Here is a 21,451-nt window from a genome sequence, read left to right on the forward strand (position 1 = left end):
CTGATGGATGATCGAAGGGAGCGCCCGGGAAGTTCCTCTTTCTCGGGCACGCAGGGTCTGTTCAGGAATACGTCACGATCCCGGCGACGGCCTTACCGCCGGCTTCTTTCGGAGAAAGGATTCAAAATAACAGGTCGATTGACGATGAATAATGGAATCGGAGTGCGGATTCTCGATCTGTCGGGTGGTAACGTTGAAGACCAATTCCCCGTGCATATAGGGTCGATGATTGTCTTCCAAAATGTAGCTGGCCACCATTCTTCCGTTCTTGTCATGAATCATCGCGAAGCGGACCGCCTGGTAGGGATGTCTTTCGGGGAAATGCGGGCATCCTCCAGGATAGCCAAAATTGCAGAACTCCTTCTGGATTGAATCCTCCGGAGTGAGGGCAGCCGCACTTTCGGCACGACACTCTCCCACAAATCCGTCTCCCAGGGGGGACTCCGGTCGGCCAGGCCATCGCCGGTGGTCCATCGGCTCCAAGGGGAAAAAAAAGGGACATGCCATGTTTGCCTACCTTTTGACGCTTAAGGGCTGGTTTGGGCGTGTCAACGCACAGCTTCACTGGGCCCACGAGGCATTATACCAAACTTGTAGAGGTCTTCCCCAGCCTTAAAGTCAGTGTGTAAACAGCAGAGGGGCCGTCGAGCGTCGCCCTGCAAAAACCATTCTGAAAGAAAAAGCCTCAGGATCGGGGAATTGACAAAGGGCCCCTGGGATGGGGTGATTTTGGAAGGAATGGCGGGAATCTCTACCCTGGCGAATGCGCCGGGAAGAAAACTTATCGACGGGAGGAGAGGCTCAGAAATCCCTTTCATGCCGCACTCCACCTGTGCCGAACTTACCCCGGTACAAACGGGGGAGAGATCCGTATCTTCCAAACAACACCCAGCTCTTCAGCTCTCCCCCCCTCGCACTGGTCCTATTGTGCAAAAACCAGAGCCTGTTTGGTTCCTCCAATGCGGATTTCGAGAAGGGTTCGAGTTCCGTCGCTGTTGTTTTGATAAACAACCGCACTGGTGGAATACCTCTCATCGCGATCCACAAGGCGGGCATCCGCTGTGACCGCAACCTTGTCGGAGTGCTTGAATGTCACAGTTGCATCCGGGCTGTGTGTCACCCAGCTTACCTTGTAATCCCCAGGAGCCACCTGACCGCCGTGAAATGAGAGTGGATGGGTCACCGTTACCGTCACAGAATCCTTTGCTAAGGCTGGAACACTGGCCATCAAAAGAACAGCCAAGGTCAAAATTGAGATCTTCCATTTCATTTGTTTTTTCATTTTTTTGTCTCCCTTCACATCCAGTTAGCGATCCAAATGAGCAAGTTGGCAAAACGCCAGTCGTTCACTTTCTTAAACGGGAATGTCTCGATTGACCACCCCCTTTATCTTGAGTTATTTCTCGCGCCATCGAACATACCAAGGTCTTTACCCGAGACGAATTTCAAACAGGGGATTCGCTTTCGACTCACACCGGCACCGGGACCACCCTTGGTTCCGGCCACCCGATTGACAGAGAAGAATCCGCATCGAGCCCACCCCATGGATTTCGTGTTCATTTGATTAGACGAAATATCATTCCAATTGTTTCAAGAGGCAGGGAGATCTCGTGTAATTGTTTGTCTCCCGAGTGAACCTGGATCTTACCGGCCCATCCTCGCCGGAAAATATTGACTCCCCTCCTGAGTCGGGCCGGCACCGCTGGTGGGCGAGGCGTCCGGATTCGTCGGCGAATCAAAGCGTCGATCGGACTGAGGCGTTCAATAAATTGGACCTGGCAGGATTGGCTGCTTCTCCTGATGGGACCTCTGCGGTTTCAAGTTTGAGGTCCGGGTTCATACGGCAGGAAAGCCGACTCGGGGAACCCACGCTCGGACATAAGGACCGAGCGGAGCTGGTCCGGAGGAGGAGGTGAGTGGACACGGGGGAGGCAAAAAGCTAGCCGAGAAACTTGTAGCCGGTCCCGTGGATGGTGATGATGAATTTCGGTTCGGATGGCTTCTCTTCGATTTTCTGCCGAACCTTCGCCACATGGTTGTCCACCGTTCGCGTGGTCGGATACTGGTCATAACCCCACACATCGTCCAGAAGCCGATCGCGACTGAGTGTTTCGCCGCGATGTTGGACGAAGTATTTCAGGAGTTCAAATTCCTTTGTGGAAAGGTCGAGAGGGCGTTTGTTCCGGATGGCCTGGTGCTTCACGAAGTCGAGTTCGATATTACCAAAGCGATACTGTTCGATCCCCTGGTTGCGGCCCTCGATCCGGCGCAGGACTGCCTTCACCCGGGCCAGCAACTCCCGGATGCTGAACGGCTTCGTCACGTAGTCGTCGGCGCCCAGCTCGAGGCCGACGACCTTGTCGATTTCCTGTCCGCGCGCCGTCAGCATCACCACCGGCATGGTATAGCCCTTGGCCCGCAGCTCTTTGCAGACGTCCAACCCGCTCTTTTTCGGCATCATGATGTCGAGAATGACCAGATCGGGTTTTTCACCCATGGCCTTACTCAGACCGGCTTCTCCATCGTTGGCGGAGATGACCTCGTAACCCTCCAGCTCAAAGTTGTCCGTAAGGCCCATCACCATGTTCGGTTCGTCTTCTACAATGAGGATTTTCGGTTTGGTCACGCTACATTCTCCGTGTGGGCTGCAGTTGTTGAATGCGATTCCTCGCTCTCGTCCGAGGCGGACCACTCCCCTGTCCCGGGTTCCGGCAGGGGCAGTTGGATGACAAATCGGCTCCCCTCTCCGACCCGGCTCTCGACTTTGATCGTGCCCCCGTGGGCCTTGACAATATGATGAACCAGCGACAGGCCGAGACCGCTTCCCTTAGTGTCGTGCACTAGGCTGTTTGAAGCCCGATAGAATTTCTCAAATATCTTCTTCTGGTCCGCTCGCGCAATGCCGATGCCGCGATCCGCGACCATGATCTTTGCCATCTGCCCTTCCCGGCTGACGGTCACGGTAATCGATTTCTCATCCGTGGAGTATTTGAGGGAGTTGTTGAGAAGATTCAGCATCGCTTGCGAAATGGCATCCCGGTCGATTCGCATCGGGGGAAGGGTGTCGTCGGTGTCCATCTTGAGCGTAAATCCCTGCTGCTCCACATGGAAGCGGTAGGACTCAATGGTTTCGCGAACGACCTCAGAAATCGACTGCCGCACAAACTTATATTCCTTCTTCCCCGCTTCGATTCGTGAAAAGTCCAGGATGTTGTTGATAAGCTGCGTCAGTCGCTCACTCTCTTTCCGGATAATGCTGAAATACTCCCGCTGCCGTTCCGTGGACTTCACCCGGTCCAGTTCCAGAGTCTCCGCAAAGAGCCGGATCAAGGCAAGCGGCGTCTTAAACTCGTGAGAGACATTGGACACGAAGTCAGATTTGAGTTGAGCCAGTTGCATCTCCCGGGCCATGTTCCGCAAGGTCAGGAGCATGCCTCCGATCAGCACCACCACGAGGAAGGTGACCAGCAAAAAGTTCCAGCGGATATAGTGGTCCGCGATCCCCTCGATCGTGACCCCTTTGGGCTTGATGGCGGCGACGAAGAAGCGCCACGCGCCATAGCCCATGATTCGTTTCACCTCAAAATTGTAGGAGTCAATCGGCTGGGAGCTGGCAATGATGTTCTGCTCTTCGTTGATATAATGGATGGCGATGATGGTCGATTTCAGGTTGCGGCGATCGCCCGAGGTCGACTCGCTTTCCATTTCCCGGAAGATCCGAGGGAAAAACTCGTTGGCCAAAAAGGGCGTATCCAGGATGTAGCCCCCGATTCGGTAGCTGTCATCGTCGTACGGAGGGAGGACAAAATACACCACAATATTGACGTCGTCATGCTCATTTCGCCGCACCGCCGTGGGGATGAGCTTGAACTCCCCCCTCAAGGCATACTCCTGCAGTTTTCGTACGCTCTCGTGAAATTGTTCGGTCCTCAACATCTCGACCATCAGGGCCTTCTTGTAACGCAGGAAATCGCATTCCATGTGCGTTTCCAGCGATTGCCGGTCATTCATCACCAGACCACGCCTGCTGTCAAAATAGAAGATTGCATCGGTAAACGGAAAATGTTCCAGGGTGGCATCGACCTTCGCATGGATCGCCGCATCGGGGGTCTGGCTTAAGTCCGTTGCCCCCAGCTCATCCGCCACGGAACGCGCATATATTTTCAACTCGGCCGACGACTTTCGCTCCACCACTTCCAGAGTCTGCATGAAATCCCGTTGAATCACGGCATCGATGGCGTGTGTGCTCTTGATGTTGGACAGGGAGATGTACTCAAAGACGATTAAAATGATGATGGGCAGGATGATAGCAAGGGTCCAGATGACGATGAGCTTTCGTTTTGGCGAGAATTGCCTTTTCATCGGATGGCTACCCCTTGCCGTCATTCGAGCATGAATCTAGCAGAGCCCTTCCGCTCACATGTCACCTGATTGTAAAAAAATGTAAAATGGAACAGGGAACCCGCCCCCAGAACCCCATTGTCGAGCGTTTCGCTCAAACCCTGCCCCCCCCCGAACGACACACCCCGAGGGCGACGACCCCAATGGTGCCCGCGAGGTCACAGCCGAATACCTTTTCCCAGAAAAGCGAAAATCGTATTGTAACCAATGAAGAGTGTGATGACAAAAATGACCATCGCCGCCCACGTCGTGACACGCTGGGCCCGCGGCCCGGACGCTATCCCCCAGGTGATCCCAAAGGTCCAAAGTCCGTTGGCAAAATGATATGTGACGCCCAAAATGCCCAACAAGTAAACAATGAGCGTTGCCGGTTCTTTCATCCCCTCGGTAAAATGATCATACTGGCTGGTGTAATGGTAAATGCGTGGCGCGATCTGGGTCATATATACATGGGCGAAGGCAAACAAGAGCACCCCGATTCCGCTGATTCGTTGCAGGGCGTATCGCAAGTTGCTGAGATAGGGATTGCGGATGTTGTTGTATTTAGCACGAAGGCCCAGCCACAAGCCCAGAAAGCCGTGAAACAGGATCGGTACATAAATAAAGACGATCTCAAAGGGAAAGACGTAAGGCAGGTTGTCGAGTTTCTTTAGATGCGCGTCAAAGGCTTCGCGCCCCGCAAACACATAGGAACCATTGTAGAAATGAACCAGCAGGAATAAACCGAGCGGCACAACGCCCAGCAAGGAATGCAGGCGTTTCCAATAAAAATAGGATCGATCGCCCATATGATGAACTCTCCGGAATCTGGTTTAATCATCCGAACGGGGATTTGTTCCCTGCGACCCGCGGGCCGGGAAGTGCGAAACAGCGAAGATTTCAGAATCAGTCTGTCATCATAGCACAAGGAAAAACGATATTGAACCCCGTTTCCATGGATCTCTGCCAGAAACCGTTTGACACCCCGCGGCAGCCTTCCTATGATGTTGCTCTCCATCGGAACCCGCGATTCCGGAGGGAATCATGAGCCCATCTTTCATGGAGAATTACCGGGCAAAACACCAGCACCCTCTCAATCGGCTGACCCACTATATCGGCATCCCGATGATTGTCGCCTCTCTCGTTTATCTCTTCTTTGACTGGAAGATCGGAATGATCCTCTTTATCACCGGATGGATTTTCCAGTTTGTGGGCCACTTCATCGAAGGGAATCAGCCCGCTTTTTTCAAGAATCCCATTTATCTCCTGGTAGGGCCTCTGTTCGTGCTCAAAAAGGCCGGGTCAGCGCTCAGAAATCTCCTCACGCCACGGCCCTCCCCTTGATCAGCGGTTGGCGGCCGGAAGATACCCCGCTGCCCTGAGCCACTCTTCGGTCACTCTCATTCCTTTTTCCAGGGAAATCCGGGGTCGATAGCCGAGGTCCTGTTGCGCTTTTTCGATGCTGAATCGCGCGTGGCGGGTCAGAAACCGAATGGCCTCGCGACTAATCTTAGAGGGCTTCCCCGAGAGCTTTGAACCCATCTCCATACCGAGTGCGATGAGCCGGGCGACCCATTCGGGAACCGAGCGGATTCCCGACTTTCCAGCCATAGCGGCGTAATACCCAAAAAACTCTCTCCAGGTTACAGCCGTCCCGTCGCTGACCAAATAAACCTGACCCACCGAGTCGTCGCGCCTGGTCGCGGTCAAGGTGGCGTCAAGCAGGTTGTCAATGAACACGTAGTTACAGAGACCGCTCCCTCCGTTAATGAGGATCATTTGGCCCGAATTGATCATTTCGATGGGCCGGATGGTCCAGGGGTTCGAGTGCGGACCGTAAACATTGGCGGGCCGAATTACCACCACCGGCAATTTGGCCTCGCGATAGGAATCCCAGACGGCCTCTTCGGCAGCAATCTTCGTGTCACAATAGAGATTGCCGCAGGGCTGGTACGGAGTGCTTTCATTGGCTCCGTCTGGCGGATCGAGGCCATACACTGCAACGCTGCTGAAGTGGATGAACTTCTTCACTTCCGCCTCGGAAGACACCATGAGAATATTCTGGGTCCCTTCGACGTTGGTCCGCAGAAACTCGTTCCGTTCTCCTCCTTCCCGGACTACCGCCGCACAATGAAATACCAGGTCGCAATCTGCAGCGGTCCGGCGCAGCGACGGGACATCGAGGAGATCTCCTTCGACCGTTTCCAGGGGGAGTCCTCTCAGCCGGCCAGCTTTCCCGGGGCTCCGAACCAGGGCCCGAACGTGAACATCCTCCTCAATCGCCAGGCGCTCCGACAGCCGTCCCCCAATAAAACCCGACGCTCCTGTCACCAAGGCTCTTAGCCCGCGAATCTCCATGACCCCTCCGGGCCCCCTCTTGCCCAGTGAAAATGAAGAACACCTGAGTCCAGCAAGTGTTCGTAAGCTTTTATCACGCCCGCCGGTCCTTTTCAATCTCTCCATGCGCACCCTCAAGGGAACGCTCCTGGGCATTGCTGGGACCACGCCGATTCACGAGCTTGCCACGGGTTCCGGCGAGGAGTAGCATACCCATCGAAGCGTGGACAACGGGTCGGAAAGGAAGCCTGGTGTGATGGCCGCGGTTGAAGCGCGATGGTGGACCCCTCTCAACGACCATAAGGTCGTCTGCACCTTGTGTCCCCGCTCCTGCAAGATCGGGGACAATCAAGCCGGTTTTTGCTACATCCGCCGGAACGAAGGAGGGAGACTGCTCACCCTCGGCTATGGTCAACCCGCTGCGATCCATGTGGATCCAATTGAGAAGAAGCCCCTTAATCACTTCTTGCCCGGGACCCAGATCTTCTCCATGGGAACGGCGGGGTGTAACATGGGATGCTTTTTTTGCCAGAATTGGAATATCTCAAAAGCCAGATCCGACCAGGTGAACTCCTCCCTGCTGTCCGCGGAGGCCGTCGTGGAGTCCGCCCTGTACAGCGGCTGTTCATCCCTCGCGTTTACTTACAACGAACCGACCATCTGGGCGGAGTATGTGATTGACATCGCCAAGGTCGCGCGCGAGCATGGCTTGAAAACAGTGATGGTGACCAATGGATACATCTCGCCCGAGGCGTTTGACGAGGTTTACCAGTGGATCGATGCGGCCAATGTGGACTTGAAAGCCTTCACAGAGCATTTTTACTCCCATCTCACCCTGACGCATCTCAACCCCGTCCTGGAGACCCTGAAGCGGTTGAAACAGGACACATCGGTGTGGTTCGAGATCACCAACCTCATGATTCCCACGCTCAATGATTCTGAGGATGAAACGAAGAAGCTGGCAGACTGGATTCTGGAGAACCTGGGCGACCATGTGCCGCTGCATTTCACCGCATTCCATCCGGACTTCAAGCTGCGGGACAGACCCCGAACCCCTCATAGCACGCTCCATCGCGCCCGCCACCTGGCGATGGAGCGGGGGATGAAGTTCGTGTACGAGGGCAACGTCATGTGCGAGGAATCTCACACTACGTATTGCCCACATTGTCGGAAGGCCTTGATTCGGCGCTCGTGGCACGATCTGAAGGCGTATGAGCTGACCCCTGAAGGGGCCTGCCGATACTGTGGGACCCAGATCCCCGGTCATTTCTCTCGAATCACAAGAGCGAGGAGGGCGACTTCTCGATTTGATGTCCAGTAATCTACCATCCACACTTCACCTGGGAACGTCCAGTTGGTCATCCACCGACTGGGTCGGCGTATTCTATCCTGCAGGTACCCCATCTGCTGAGTTTATTGAAGAATATGCCCGGCATTTCCATACCGTTGAGATCGATTCCACCTGGCACCACATGCCGGGGCCGCGCATGATCGACTCCCTCAACCGCAGGACCCCCGAGGGGTTTATCTTTTCGGCCAAGGTGCCGGAGGTCATCACCCACAAGAAATATCTCGTGGATTGCGACGCGGAAATGAAGCAGTTTCTGGAGGTCATGGCCCCCCTGGGTGAAAAGCTCGGCCCGCTGGTGCTTCAGTTTGCGTATGTGGCCAAGGGAAAAGACGCCCACGAGTACAAGACCGGTGAGGACTTCATTGGACGGCTTCGGGATTTCCTGCCCAAGTTGTCAAAGGACTTCCGGTATGTCGTCGAGGTCCGCAATGGGAATTGGCTGAAGCCCCCGCTCCTGGACTGTCTCCGAATGCATGGGGTCGCCCTCGCCTTGACGGCGTATTACACCATGCCGGCGCTCGACGAGATCCTGAAGATGGGGATCGAGCCGCTCACCGCTGACTTTGCATTTGTCCGGTTTATTGGAAACCGCAAGGAGATTGATGATTTGATCAAAACGAAGATTGAAAGCGGCGAGAAAAAGAAGGAATTTGATGAACTCGTTCTCGATCGGACGGCCGAGATGCGGCGCTGGATTCCGCCGCTGGCGAGCCTGCTCCAGAAAGGAATTCCCGCCTATCTCTACTTCAATAACCACTATGCCGGGCACGCCCCGGCTTCGGTGAGATTGTTTGAGAAACTTTGGTTGGAGATGATGGGGGCCTGAAAAACACTCGGCCCTTTCGGATTTCGGAGTGCAGAATTCGGAGTGCGGATTGACCTGCTCCTGAAAACTGACGAGACAGCAGCTCGGTTTATTCCTTGATTCGCTTCAATTCATATACTGCCCGGTTGGTGGCGTCCGGACAGGCGACTACCGAGAGTTCCTTGTTTTCCGCCCAAGGAAGGGAACCGCCCGTCTGCATCATGACCAGGGTTGGATAAATTGTATGGAACGCCGAGGCACAGAAATTCGCCGGCGTTTTCCCCTCGCTGATCGTCCAGCTGTCCCCCACTTTGAATTCTTGAGGGCATTTCCCTTCAATTGACTTGATACTCACAACAACCTTGTGCATAAATAGCCTCCTCCAAAAAGTACACCTATTTTCTTCTATTTCAGAGGAGTCGTAAACCTGTTTGTGAGGAGGAGAGGGGACAGATCCCAAGAATCTGCAGGTGTCACTTTAGTGGAAGAGCCCTGCAAGGACTGGATGGCAAGTCATTCAAGGGGGCTTTCTTATGGAAATCAAGATCCTGCTTCAATCGAATGAGTGAGCAACGAGAACGAACCCAATCGATCATTTTTCCTGAGCCTGAGTGGTTTTGTGAGGACCCATCTCCGTCTGCGGATGAGCTTCAGCGGCCCTGGAGTCGAACAGGTTCAGATCCATCAAATGTCTTGGATGTACGTTGCCCAAGGCCCCCAACAGACTCTTTTTAATCATCGGATATTCCCGTTCGAGATCCAGCAAAAGCTTCTTCATTCGCCGCCGCTTCAAGGAGTCATCTCCGCACACCGGACAATTACAGCACACGATGGGATACCGCGGCCGATGTGTCGCCGGGTCGACTTGATAAGCGTACGTGGCAAGGTCCTTTTCAGCGACGTAGATCAAGGGACGAATCACAACGGATTCGCCATTATCTGCGACGAGCCGGGGCGGCATGGAGGCCAGCCGCCCCTCAAAGAAGAGGTTGAGAAGCAGAGTTTCGACGGCATCGTCGGCGTGGTGTCCCAGGGCGATCTTATTGCAGCCCAGTTCCCGGGCTGCTCGATAAAGCACGCCGCGCCGGATCCTCGCACAGAAAGAGCAATAAGTGACTCCGGGCTCGATTTTTTCCTCGATCATTTGATACGAGTGGGAATGATAGACCTTATATTCAAAACCACGGGACTCCAAGTAATCAGCCACCCAGTCGTAACGAAAATCCTTGAACCCCTGGTCCACGTGGATGCACACCAATGAAAACTTCACGGGCGCACGCCGTCGGAGCAGTTCGAGGACCTCCAGCAGGGTCCAGCTGTCCTTGCCCCCGGAAACGGCCACGCCGATGCGATCGCCATCCTCAATCAACCGATAGTCCCCGATCGCCTTCCCGACCAGGTGGAGCAGTCGCTTCTCGAGTCTGCCCCGGTTCACGTTTCTTTCAGGACGAATGAGAGTGCAAGTCATCGCTCTTCGTTCTCACAATCCACAGATTTATCCTCTTTCGGGGGGGCGCTCCTTTGCTCAATGGGTCAAGGGAGCGCCCGGACGAACCAAGGGCCTGAAGCCAACTCGATCGGTGCTTGCCGGCCCACCATCTGTATTCATCGAGCCGTTCGAGACATGACCCGGCGGACAGGGCCCCGAGACCACTGCGGTTCTCTTGGACGGACCTGATTGGGGCTGATCTCAGGCCGATGCAGTTTGGGCCTTCCCGGACTTTTCTTTCAGAGCACGGATCTCGTCGGCATGCGTCGAATCGTGGTCCGTGTGAACCTTTGCCAAGCCTTCGATTGTTATCTCGCCGCGCTCTGCATCGATCCCTGTCCGCTGCCAGCTCTTTTGTGGAAGAGCGCGGAGCAGGGTCAAGGTATCGGCTCGAAGGCGCTTGAACTCTTTCAGGGTGTTCGTCAGGTCACGTTCGTTGTATCGCAGCTTGACGGCCAGCTCTTGGCTGTCGACGGCCGCCAGCGCGGGCTTGTCAGCATTAGCGATCCTGACATAGCGAGTAAGAAAGACCTGCTCGGTGTCTGCCAGATGAGCGAGGAATTCCATAATCGACCATTCTCCGGGCGAGGGCTTGCGGCGGAGCACCTCCTCGGAGACGCCCCTAACTTCTGACTCGATACGCTTCCCGCCCTCTTCAAACTTCTGGAGAACCTGGTTGCGAACCTTGATGTGCTCAATCTGGCCCAGGTGCGCCTCATCATTCCCGACAGCCTGGCGCCGGAGAACGATCTCGAGGGTCAATGGGCCATCCGTCTCGTGGACTCCAGCCCGCTCCCATTGTTCATCCTTTACGGATTTCAGTAGTTTCAAGGTGTCCTTGCGCAACCGTTTCCAGTCCCGGAGCACATCGCTCAACTTCATCCTGCGATATTCCGACTCGAGGGCATAGGCATCGCCATCGATATTCTTGAGTGTCGGATTCTCCTCGTCCAGGATCCGTCGATACCGGGCAATATATGCGTCTCGCTCCATGTCGCGCATATGGCAGACGATCTCCTGGATTGACCACTTGCCGGGGGAAGGGGTCCACAATAAGAGTTTCCGGGGAACCCCTTTCAGGCTCGCCGTGAGTCTTTCAGGGGTCTGCTTCACGATCTCAAAATAGCGTTCATGTTCACTGGTGTCCATGATGACCTCCGTTGATTAGTCTAAATTCCATGGCGGGGTACCTTAAGGGATTCACACCTCAAGTGAAACCTTCAAGGATACGAACGTTGCCCCGCCCGGGCTCACTAGATTCTGGCCTTCAGCCACTGGGCGATGTGTGGAATCGAGCGGACGGGGAACTTGTGTCCGCCTTTGTACACACTGAATTCCACTTCGGCTGCGCGCTCGGCAAGCATCGGCTCAAAAGTCCGGGACCGCTCCAGGGGATAAAAACGATCATGCTCTGTGGCAATGTGCAGCACGTCCGTCCTCGATTTGTGATACCCCCCATCGACCCAGTTTCCCGGAATCCCGCCACACACAGCGACAATACCGCGCACGGTGTCAGGATTGGAAAAAGCAAAGCGATAGTTGAGAGACACGGGCTGGGAGAACCCCATCAAAAAGACCCTCGAACGATCCACAGGAACTTCGCTCGAAACGGTCTCGATCAATTTCCGCAAATTGCAATGATGCAGCGCGATGGATTCGACGTCCTTCCATCGGGTAGCCCAGCAGAAACCGGTTCTTAGTTCCCCGCTCGTTTCGACCGCAAACCCGTCCACCCCGAACGGATAACTGAATTGGTAGGGCCCCTGGAGGGAGGCGATTGCCACATCGCGGTCGTTAATCTGCTTCGCGATGTCCATCATGGACTCCTTGTTTCCGCCATACCCATGGAGTGCGATCAAGAGAGGCAAACCCCGGCCGTTCGATCGGGACTCTTGCTCCGGAAGATGAAGGTCATAGTAGATCCGGATCGATTGTTCAAAGGACTTTTCCAAAAGAGACCTCAATCCGTCGGGCGCCCTCGGCCGGGGTTCAATACATCGCCAGCTCCATGATCTTCCTGTACAGGGTGTCGACTTGAGGAAGGATGACATCCTCGAGCGCCGGGTTATAAGCGACAAAGGTATCCATGGCGCCCACCCGCTGAACGGGGGCATCCAGGATCTCAAACAATTCCGTCCCGATGCGTGCGGCAATCTCCGCGCCATATCCAAACGAGAGGCAATCTTCATGGGCCACAATCACGCGGCTAGTCTTGGAGACTGAGGTGGCGATGGTTTCCCAATCATAGGGACTGAGGGACCGCAGGTCGATCACTTCCACGCTGACGCCGCTTTCTTCCGCCTTTCGTGCGGCCTGTACGGCGCGAACAACCAGAGCCCCATAGGTGATGAGGGACAGGTCGGAGCCCTCCCGAACAACCCGGGCCTTTCCCAGCGGGATCATGTAGTCCGGGCCGGGATTGATTCCGCGGTTGTGGCCCTGCCGATAAAGATGCTTGTGTTCGAGGAAAAGCACGGGATCATCGCATCGAATCGACGTCCGTAGCAGCCCGTTGGCGTCCTCAGCGGTCGAGGGCATGACGACCCGCAGCCCCGGGATGTGCGTGTACAACACCTCGCCCGACTGGCTGTGATACACCGCCCCACCCTGCAGATACCCTCCGATAGTGACCCGGACAACGACGGGACACTTGAAACTGTTGTTGGACCGCCACCGGATCGTGGCCAGCTCGTTGCGAATCTGCATGTAAGCAGGCCAAATGTAATCAAAAAACTGGATCTCTACCACCGGCTTCAACCCTCGCGTCGCCATCCCGATCGCACGGCCGACGATGTTGGCTTCAGCGAGCGGTGAATTGAAAACTCGATCCCCCCCAAACTTGCGTTGAAGCCCGTAGGTCACTTTGAAGACACCGCCCTTGCCCTTCAACTGCTCCAGTTTTTCCTCGTGGCTGCAATCGGCCACATCCTCTCCGAAAACCACGATCCGTTCATCCCGGGACATTTCCGATTTCAGGCAGGAGTTGAGCAAATCGACCATGGTCTTGGGCTCACCTGAAGGGCGCGGTTCCGTGCTAAACACCTCGGATGTGGGATCGACATCCGGCGAATAAACGAAGGAATGGACGGAATCCCGGGAGGGCATTTCCGCGGCCAGGGCCCGATCGACATCGGTTTGAATCAAGCTATCGACCTCGTCCCGGACCGCCTCAATCTCAGCTGCTACTAAAACGCCTTCATCGATCAATCTCATAGCCAGCCGGGTAATGGGATCCCGTTGCGCCTCCTCGGAACGCTCCTGGGAAGTCTTGTAAGCTTGCTCGTCGTCTGAGAGCGAATGGGAGTATGGCCGGACGACGTGGGCGTGCACAAGCGAGGGCCCCCGGCGTTCCCGCGTATAAATGACCGCACGCCGCATGACGTCGTAACAGGCCGCTGCTTCACTCCCGTCAACCTCCTCAACATAGAGGTTGGGAAAGTCACGAACCAGCCGCGAGATGGATCCGCCGGCGGTTTGTACATCCACCGGGACCGAGATCGCATAGCCGTTGTCCTCAACCAGATAGAGGACCGGGAGCTTCAGATTGCAGGCTGTGTTCAACGATTCCCAGAACTCCCCCTCGCTGGTGGTTCCCTCGCCTAATGAAACGTAAGTCACCTCATCAGAATGAAAGGTCTCCATGCGCGATTTTAAATCACCGATCCGGGGGATACGGTAACTCGCCTCGGCACAGCCGACGGCCTGCAGGCACTGGGTGCCGGTCGGGGAGGATTGGGAGACGATGTTCAGCCGATCGCTTCCCCAGTGGGATGGCATCTGCCGCCCCCCCGAATTCGGGTCGTCCGCCGCGCCGACGGCCCCCAAAAGCATTTCATAGGGGGTCATTCCCAACGCCAGACACAAGGCACGATCACGATAATAGGGATAGAACCAGTCGTAACCGGCACGCAAATGCAGGGCCGCCGCCACGAGGGGTGCTTCGTGCCCGGCGCCACTGATCTGAAAGTAAATCTTTTGCTGCCGCTTCAGCTGGATCTCCTTGTCATCCAGGCGCCGGGACAAAAGCATGGTCCGATAGAAGAAGAGCCACTGCTCCCTGTTCAATCCATTCCACGAGCCGCCGCGTGATTTGGCCTTCGACTGGGGTTCGATTGAGGCTTTCGACATTCCGCTCCTCACACCCGGGCGACCCGACAGGTCGCCCCTCATTAGATTCCCTTACTTTGTCCTGTTGGAGATCTGATATTCGACGATCCGACCCGCAATAGCACTGGCGGCGACCGTATAAGGACTCGCGAGGTACACTTGTCCGGGGCCACTGCGGCCCGGGAAATTCCGGTTCTGCGAACTCACACTGACCTCTTCCTTGGACTTTGACGCGCCGGGACCTGCATTGATGCAAGCCCCACAACTCGGTTCAATGATCTCGGCCCCGACCTCCTGAAAGAGCCGAGTGTAGCCCATCTGCTCGGCGTATCGCCGCGTCTCCTGGGAGCCAAATTGGATGTAACACCGTACTTCCGGGGCCACATGCCTGCCCTGAGCAAGCGCCTCTTTGAAAACCCTGGCATACATGTCCATGTCTTCGTTCTTACCGGCCGTACAGGAGCCGCCGTACGCAATGTCAATTCTCACTTCCTCCTGCAACTCATCAATAAAGATCCCGTTTCCGGGATCTCCCGGCAACGCCACCATCGGACGAAGCCGACTGGCCTCGATTTCGATGACGGTGGCATACTGAGCGCCCGGGTCACCGGACCAACCTTCACAGTACCTTTCAGCTTGCGAACGCGGCATTTCCCGCCGCTCCACCAGAAAGTCCACTACTTTTTGGTCAGGCGCTACGATTCCCGTGAAGCCTCCGACTTCCGCCGCCATGTTGGTCAATGTTGCCCGTTCGTCAACCGAGAGGGCCTCAATCGCCTCGCCCGCATACTCGATTACTTTGCCCAGGGCTTCTCCGTTTTTCACATAGGGCATGCGGAGGATTTCGAGAATCATGTCCTTCGCCGTGACGTTGTCCGGTTTCCTGCCATGAATGACGATCTTCACGGTTTCCGGGATGCGAACGCGAACATCCTTCGTAATCCAGGCGTTGAACACATCCGTCGTGCCGATCCCAAAAGCGATACACCCGATTGCCCCGCTGTGTGGAGTGTGACTGTCGCTGCCCACCACGACCTGACCGGGGAGGGCATAGCTCTCCAAAACCTTGCTGTGGCAAATCGCCTCGCTCCCCTTTCGATCACTTAATTCCCCATGGACGCGAATCCCCTGAACCTCAGCAAACAACTGTTGTTTCCGCTTCAACTCGAAGGCGAGGTCCAATAGCCCCATCTTGACCCGTTCCACCGGCATCACATCATCCAGAAAGGTCAGATGATCACGAAAGAAAAGGATCGATGAAGGGTCGTTTACTCTTTCGTTTTTCCCGACCAACTGCTCAAAGAAGATTGCGGCCATGGGAGTGACATACTCATGGCTGAACCGCAAATCGGCTCTCACAAATCCCGAATCACCCGGCTTCACCGCAGGGACCCCAATGTCATCCTTGGCCAGGTCGACAACCATGTGCCTTGCAAAAATCTTCTCAGCAAGCGTCATTGGCCTCGGCTGCGTTTCGAGGTTCGGAAGGCGCACCCGGCCCTGGATGCGCGCCACGTTAAAGTTAAAAAGCCCTCCGTATTCGACAATCTGGCGGGTGATCTCATCCTCACCGCGGGTGAACTCCTCGAGCGGAATCTCCTCTCCCTGCCGGATCTTCTCAATGACATCAAAATTGGTGGTCACGTACAGTCCAAGGTTCTGACAATTCTGCTTGTAGATGCGCTCGATATTTTCCGCCACGATCACACGGATTCCTGCACACATCTCAGCATAAGGGGATTGCTCCCGGCTGGAGCCTTTTCCGCGGCGCTTCCCTGCCACTGCAGCGACAAATCCGCCTCCCTTTACAGAACCCCGGGTGACTGGAAATTCTTCACGATTGACGCCACCCTCCGTCGCAGTGCATTTCAAACCCAAATAGGGAAAATCTCCCAGGGTCTCGTCAAAGTAATAGCAGATATAGGCCGGAGTAATCTCATCGGTGGAGATGTTGTCTCGCAGCTTAATGGAAGGGTCCCAAGCCAGGTCACTGCCCCCCAGCTGCTTTTTCAAGAGCTTGGAGTCCTCAGTGAGGAAAAGAACTCGCCCGCTCAGCCGGACTCCTGGAGGGCGCCGGTTCACCTCACGGGTGAGTAATGAGGAAATCATCGTGATAACCCTTTAGATGGAAACCTGGTCTTTTCTCAAACCCCTATTATACCCAATCCGCTGAAAACCGGGATGATTTGCCGGGGCCCGCGCGGCGTAGCCGGCGAACAGAGACCGCTGGAGAGAACGGCAGGAACCGTGTCACGCCCGAACGATTAACCGAAGGGATGGTCGAGGGACGGGCTCGGGGGTGTAAACATCCGGGCGCCTTCCGCGGTCACGAACATACAGTCTTCGAGTCGGATGCCAAACTCGCCCGGCAGGTAAATGCCGGGTTCATCGCTGAACGTCATCCCTGCCTCGATCTTTCTCCGATTCCCGTTGACGAGGTAGAACCACTCATGACCATCCAGCCCGATGCCGTGTCCCACGCGGTGAGTGAATTCCTTATACCCCGGACCGAATCCCGCATCCACGATCACTTTGCGGGCGGCGGCGTCCACGGCCTGACATTCGACACCGGGTTTGGCCGCCTCGAGGGCTACCTGTTGGGCCTTCTGGACAATCCCCCAAACTGTTCTCTGCTTGTCGGAGGGCTTACCAAATACCACTGTCCGGGTGATGTCCGAGGAATAGCCTTCGACACGACACCCGCCGTCGGCCAGGACCGTATCCCCCGGCTTCAACCTCTGGGGCGCTGAAGATCCGTGGGGGAAAGCTGAGCTTTCACCAAACAGAACTAATGCTCCTCCTGGTGCGCCCAGGGCTCGATGAGCTGCCGCAATGGCGGAGGATAGTTCGCCGGGCGTCATGCCTTCATGTAGTGTCTTGAATGCCGTTTCAAATGACTTCAATGTGATCCGATTTGCCAGGGTCATCAGCTCCAGTTCATGCCGGGACTTAACACTGCGGCATCGAGCCGTCACCTCGGAGGAACAGGGGACGAGTCGAAGGGCCGGAGCTGCTTTCGATATCCCGTCGCTCTGAAAAAAACGCACCTGTTCTTCGATGCCAAGCGTTCCGATCGAGGCATTCCGTTCCTTCAAAATCTGCACGATCAACGCATAGGGAGATTCGTCTTCCTGCCAGGAGCGGATGTCCTTCCCAAATCGAATGAGCTCCTCAGCCCGCGCCCGTTCAAATGCCGGTGTCACCCATGCGATCTCCCCTTTGGCGGGGATGATCAATCCAAACGTGCGTTCGCTTTGGCCCCATTCCATACCGGCGAAGTAGCGCATGGAAGATCCACCGGCGATGTACATGGCGTCGATCTTGGATTCACGCATGTACTCCCGGGCCCGCTCGTGTCGAGCCAGATACTCTTCCGTATCAATACCCTTGACGTCTGTCGTCATTGGCTTGAGATTCTTAATTTCATCTTGGGCAGTCTGCGGCAAGGGGGAGGCTTCGAATTGACCACTCATCGAGGCCCAGGCGAAGGCGCCGGCACTCAACTTGAAGAAATCACGACGGTCCAGGCACATGTTTGGATGTCTCCTTGGAAGCCCTTCCGAATCCGGAGGAAATGCAAATGCAGGCCGACAATCAGGCCTCATCGATTGGCTCTTAACGTCTTGGTACCCGGGACAACCGTTACTTCCCTGCCAGCTCCGCCTCCGCACGGTGTAAACACCCCGGAGGAAGGCAAAATGGGAACACCATGGATTATTCGCTCATCGCCAGCTTCGCTATGGTCTGAAGTTGCATGTTGGAGGTTCCCTCGTAAATCTGTCCAATCTTGGCGTCGCGATAGAATTTTTCAACCGGGTAATCCTTCGTGTATCCGTACCCTCCATAGAGTTGAACAGCCATCGAGGTGACCCGCTCGGCCATCATCGAAGAAAAATACTTCGCCATCGCGGCTTCTTTCACGAAGGGGATGCCTGCGTCGCGCATCCGGGCCGTGTTATAGGTCAGGGTGCGGGAACACTCGATGTCGATCGCCATTTCGGCCAACTGAAACTGGACAGCCTGGAATTGTGAGATCGCCTTTCCGAAGGCGTTGCGCTCCTTGGTGTACGCCAATGCGGCCTCATACGCTCCCTGGGCCAACCCGGTCATCTGCGCACCAATTCCAATCCGCCCTTCATTCAAGGTCTCGATGGCTATCTTGTAGCCGATGCCCACCTTGCCCAACACGTTTTCCTTGGGAACGATGCAGTCGTCGAGCAACAACTCGCACGTCGACGAGGCCCGAATACCCAGCTTGTCCTCTTTCTTCCCCACGGAAAATCCCGGGAAACCCTTTTCAATGATAAAAGCAGTGATCCCTTTGTAGCCGGCGGCGGGATTCGCATTGGCAAAGAGGATGAAGACATCGGCCTCCTTGGCATTGGTAATCCAAAGCTTCCGCCCATTGAGGATGAAATGGTCGGGACGTTCCTCGGCCCTCGTGGTGAGGGCAAACGCATCGCTGCCTGAAGTGGCTTCACTCAGGGCATACGCGCCAACACTCCCTTTGGCCAACTGCGGAAAGTATTTCTTCCTTTGGGCCTCGGTGGCCCAGCGCAAAAAAACGTTATTCACCAGGGTGTTCTGAACATCAACAATGACTCCGATGGACGGATCCACTCGAGACAGCTCTTCCACCGCCAGGACCGCCATGAAGAAGGACCCACCGGCGCCGCCATATTCTTCGGGAATCTCAATTCCCATGATTCCAAGCTCAAAGAACTCTTTCAGCAGGTCCCTTTGGAATGCCCCTTCCTCGTCCATCTTTCTGGCCAAAGGCTTCAGGCGGGCTTCCGCAAAGTCTCTCACCGTGGAGCGGAACAGCGCCTCCTCCTCTGAAAACGAGGTCACTGGCGGCCGAGCTGAAATATTTTCCTTCATGGCATTGGTTGACATAGGCTCTATCCTTTGAATGAATATCCTGGCACAAGCCGACGGCCGGTCTTTAACCAGGCGCTTGCACAAAATTAAGAAAATCTAATGGAAAGCATATCGAATGGCAAGGCATTTCCGCGAACGATCCGCGTGATTCATGGCGCCTGCAATCTGTCCAAGGAAGCGCCGGCGCGGGAGGTGTCATACATCGGGAACCTTTTTCCGTTCTGCCAAGAGGCTAATTCATGCGCGCCATTCCATTCTCCGCAGAATACAACCAGAACACCAACTGGTCCCGGTCGGGTCCATCCGGTTCCAGCGCAAGACACTTTCGGAGGCCCTCCGCTGCCTTACGGTACTGTTTGAGTTGGAGGTGCATTAAAGAGAGATCGCGAATCTCGGTAGCGCTCTCCGGGGAGATGACAAGCATTAATTCGATGATCGCCAGCGACTTCTCGGCGGCCCCGGTGCGGGAAAAGATGTGTTTCAGGTTGTTGAGCAGCCGGAAGAGAATCTGCTTCTTGCTGACCGGGTGAAGAAAGGCGGGGTGAAACTCTCCGGGTCCGCTGGACATCTCCGCCCAACGAGTCCGGCAGTCATCCACGGTCATGAATGTTCCTCCATGGTAGGGATCGATGAAGATCTCAGTCAGGGGATCGCCAAGTTTCACCACGAAATGGCCCGGTAAACCCACGCCCACCATATCCAAACCGACGCGCTGTGCTAGCTCCATGTAAACCAGGGAAAGGGTAATAGGAATTCCCGTTTTCCGGTCCAATACGTCGTTCAGATAACTGTTCCTCGGGTCATAGTAATCGTCCTCGTTTCCCGTGAAACCATTCTCATGGAAGATAAAGTGATTGAGGGCCTCGATGACCTTCACCGGGTGGGGGCATTCACGCGGAAGACGGCGACTGGCTCGAACGCCCATCTCGTCCAGGCGATTTAGATAGTCCTTTATCCGCAGTGCGGGATACTCGCTCTGGGCGATCGTCAGGGCTGCCAGCGCAAGGTCGATCGGCCCTTCATCGAGGGAGACTATGGATCGAAACGAATCGACCACATTTTGTTGTTGAAGAGACATTCGCTGTTATTGTAACAAGTTTTCGAATTTCTTGCAGTGACCTCAGGAAATGAGACCTAAAGTGGCGTCACGGGATGCTCGGACTACCCGGCACTTCCCGCAAAGGCATCCCAGATGACAAGAAAGGGAAACGGGGGATATAATTGCGGACGAATCACATCTGAGAAACATCCGGGTGGACGACATCCACTGAACGCTCCAGAAACGAACTCAGGAGGGCTTCACCGATATGTCGATGTTAGGTGAGAAGGAACGGGGAATCGTAAGCGAGCAATTTCAAAAGCTCGAGAGCCCTGTGAAGTTGATTCATTTTACCCAGGGCTTGATGTGTGATACATGCCCCGAGACCCAGCGGCTCCTTGAAGAAGTAGCATCGCTGTCCGACAAAATCACCCTTGAAGTGCATAACTATGCGATTGAAGGAGATTTGGCGGCGCAGTATCGGGTGGCCCGTGTCCCTGCGACCGTAGTTCAGACGGAGAAGGATTTTGGAATCCGGCTCTACGGGATGCCTTCGGGTTACGAATTCGTCTCGCTACTGAATGCTATCCTGGCCGTATCTCGCTCCACAACCGATTTGACAGAGGAATCCAGGATCCAGCTCCAGTCCATTACCGCTCCCACGCACATTCAGGTGTTTGTTACGCCCACTTGACCGTACTGCCCCGCGGCCGTGAAGCTCGCGCATGAAATGGCTATCGAGAACGATTTCATCACCTCAGACATGGTGGAAGTGAACGAATATCCGGATCTGGTCCGCAGGTATCAGGTTCGAGGAGTTCCAAAAACCGTGGTGAACGATACCGTTGAGTTTGTTGGCGCTCTTCCGGAAGCGGAGTTTGTCGCGCAGGTCTTGAAGGGCATATCCCCCACCAGCTTGGAAATCAGGTAGAGGAAAGAGAGGGGAGCCCAGAGAATCAGGATCATCCCCCCCTGCTGCTGCCTTCATTTCCCAGTTCATGGAATGAGGCAGTCGACGATTCCCTCTCTGTCTTCCTGCTTCCTGTGCTGAATGTCCTTCCA

The 21,451-nt window shown here is 55.4% G+C and carries 20 protein-coding genes; 5 read left to right on the forward strand and 15 right to left on the reverse strand.

The features are described 5' to 3' along the window. Positions 1-72: 72 nt before the first annotated feature. From LAO21_09175 to LAO21_09195, 5 genes are all read right to left on the reverse strand, one after another. Complete coding sequence (locus tag LAO21_09175) at positions 73-507, reverse strand: hypothetical protein (GenBank protein ID MBZ5552878.1); 435 nt, start codon at positions 505-507, stop codon at positions 73-75. 415 nt (positions 508-922) lie between these two features. Continuing rightward, entirely contained in the window at positions 923-1,282 is a 360-nt protein-coding gene (locus LAO21_09180; protein ID MBZ5552879.1) for a hypothetical protein, read from the reverse strand. A 657-nt stretch (positions 1,283-1,939) separates the two neighbouring features. Further along, positions 1,940-2,584: a response regulator transcription factor gene (locus LAO21_09185; protein MBZ5552880.1), complete on the reverse strand. Its 645-nt coding sequence runs from the start codon at positions 2,582-2,584 to the stop codon at positions 1,940-1,942. Between the two features lie 38 nt (positions 2,585-2,622). Beyond that, entirely contained in the window at positions 2,623-4,362 is a 1,740-nt protein-coding gene (locus LAO21_09190; GenBank protein ID MBZ5552881.1) for a HAMP domain-containing histidine kinase, read from the reverse strand. 197 nt (positions 4,363-4,559) lie between these two features. Next, complete coding sequence (locus tag LAO21_09195) at positions 4,560-5,189, reverse strand: hypothetical protein (protein MBZ5552882.1); 630 nt, start codon at positions 5,187-5,189, stop codon at positions 4,560-4,562. A gap of 235 nt (positions 5,190-5,424) precedes the next feature. On the opposite strand from LAO21_09195, the gene LAO21_09200 reads away from it, so the two are divergent. Further along, entirely contained in the window at positions 5,425-5,724 is a 300-nt protein-coding gene (locus LAO21_09200) for a DUF962 domain-containing protein (GenBank protein ID MBZ5552883.1), read from the forward strand. Here LAO21_09200 and LAO21_09205 read toward each other — a convergent pair whose 3' ends face one another. Beyond that, positions 5,725-6,738 (reverse strand): NAD-dependent epimerase/dehydratase family protein, encoded by a 1,014-nt coding sequence (locus LAO21_09205; GenBank protein ID MBZ5552884.1) that lies wholly within the window; start codon positions 6,736-6,738, stop codon positions 5,725-5,727. Positions 6,739-6,973: 235 nt separating this feature from the next. Between LAO21_09205 and amrS the strand changes: the two genes are divergently transcribed. Both amrS and LAO21_09215 read left to right on the forward strand, forming a co-directional pair. Further along, positions 6,974-8,038, forward strand: coding sequence for an AmmeMemoRadiSam system radical SAM enzyme (gene amrS / locus LAO21_09210; protein ID MBZ5552885.1), 1,065 nt, complete (start codon positions 6,974-6,976; stop codon positions 8,036-8,038). Continuing rightward, positions 8,028-8,894 (forward strand): DUF72 domain-containing protein, encoded by an 867-nt coding sequence (locus tag LAO21_09215; GenBank protein MBZ5552886.1) that lies wholly within the window; start codon positions 8,028-8,030, stop codon positions 8,892-8,894. Before amrS ends, LAO21_09215 begins: the two co-directional genes overlap by 11 nt. A gap of 88 nt (positions 8,895-8,982) precedes the next feature. On the opposite strand, the gene LAO21_09220 is transcribed toward LAO21_09215, so the two are convergent. From LAO21_09220 to LAO21_09260, 9 genes are all read right to left on the reverse strand, one after another. After that, positions 8,983-9,243 carry a TIGR04076 family protein gene (locus tag LAO21_09220; GenBank protein MBZ5552887.1) on the reverse strand — a complete coding sequence of 87 codons (261 nt, stop codon included), beginning with the start codon at positions 9,241-9,243 and terminating at the stop codon, positions 8,983-8,985. A gap of 222 nt (positions 9,244-9,465) precedes the next feature. Further along, positions 9,466-10,341: a tRNA 2-thiocytidine(32) synthetase TtcA gene (gene ttcA / locus LAO21_09225; GenBank protein ID MBZ5552888.1), complete on the reverse strand. Its 876-nt coding sequence runs from the start codon at positions 10,339-10,341 to the stop codon at positions 9,466-9,468. 222 nt (positions 10,342-10,563) lie between these two features. Further along, positions 10,564-11,511 (reverse strand): DinB family protein, encoded by a 948-nt coding sequence (locus LAO21_09230; protein ID MBZ5552889.1) that lies wholly within the window; start codon positions 11,509-11,511, stop codon positions 10,564-10,566. A gap of 104 nt (positions 11,512-11,615) precedes the next feature. After that, on the reverse strand, positions 11,616-12,314 hold the full coding sequence (locus LAO21_09235; GenBank protein ID MBZ5552890.1) for a hypothetical protein: 699 nt from the start codon (positions 12,312-12,314) through the stop codon (positions 11,616-11,618). A 37-nt stretch (positions 12,315-12,351) separates the two neighbouring features. Continuing rightward, positions 12,352-14,490: a dehydrogenase E1 component subunit alpha/beta gene (locus LAO21_09240; protein ID MBZ5552891.1), complete on the reverse strand. Its 2,139-nt coding sequence runs from the start codon at positions 14,488-14,490 to the stop codon at positions 12,352-12,354. Positions 14,491-14,541: 51 nt separating this feature from the next. Next, positions 14,542-16,578, reverse strand: coding sequence for a 3-isopropylmalate dehydratase (locus tag LAO21_09245; protein MBZ5552892.1), 2,037 nt, complete (start codon positions 16,576-16,578; stop codon positions 14,542-14,544). Between the two features lie 155 nt (positions 16,579-16,733). Then, entirely contained in the window at positions 16,734-18,002 is a 1,269-nt protein-coding gene (locus LAO21_09250; GenBank protein ID MBZ5552893.1) for a Xaa-Pro peptidase family protein, read from the reverse strand. 181 nt (positions 18,003-18,183) lie between these two features. After that, the gene (locus tag LAO21_09255; protein ID MBZ5552894.1) at positions 18,184-19,350 is read right to left on the reverse strand and encodes an acyl-CoA dehydrogenase; all 1,167 of its coding nucleotides are present in this window, start codon (positions 19,348-19,350) and stop codon (positions 18,184-18,186) included. Between the two features lie 232 nt (positions 19,351-19,582). Then, positions 19,583-20,428: a transglutaminase-like domain-containing protein gene (locus LAO21_09260; protein MBZ5552895.1), complete on the reverse strand. Its 846-nt coding sequence runs from the start codon at positions 20,426-20,428 to the stop codon at positions 19,583-19,585. A 229-nt stretch (positions 20,429-20,657) separates the two neighbouring features. On the opposite strand from LAO21_09260, the gene LAO21_09265 reads away from it, so the two are divergent. Both LAO21_09265 and LAO21_09270 read left to right on the forward strand, forming a co-directional pair. Beyond that, positions 20,658-21,083, forward strand: coding sequence for a thioredoxin family protein (locus LAO21_09265; protein ID MBZ5552896.1), 426 nt, complete (start codon positions 20,658-20,660; stop codon positions 21,081-21,083). A gap of 36 nt (positions 21,084-21,119) precedes the next feature. Then, on the forward strand, positions 21,120-21,320 hold the full coding sequence (locus LAO21_09270) for a thioredoxin family protein (GenBank protein ID MBZ5552897.1): 201 nt from the start codon (positions 21,120-21,122) through the stop codon (positions 21,318-21,320). The last annotated feature ends 131 nt before the right edge of the window (positions 21,321-21,451 follow it).

It is taken from the genome of Terriglobia bacterium (genome assembly GCA_020073085.1).
In the GTDB taxonomy this organism is placed as follows: domain Bacteria; phylum Acidobacteriota; class Terriglobia; order JAIQFV01; family JAIQFV01; genus JAIQFV01.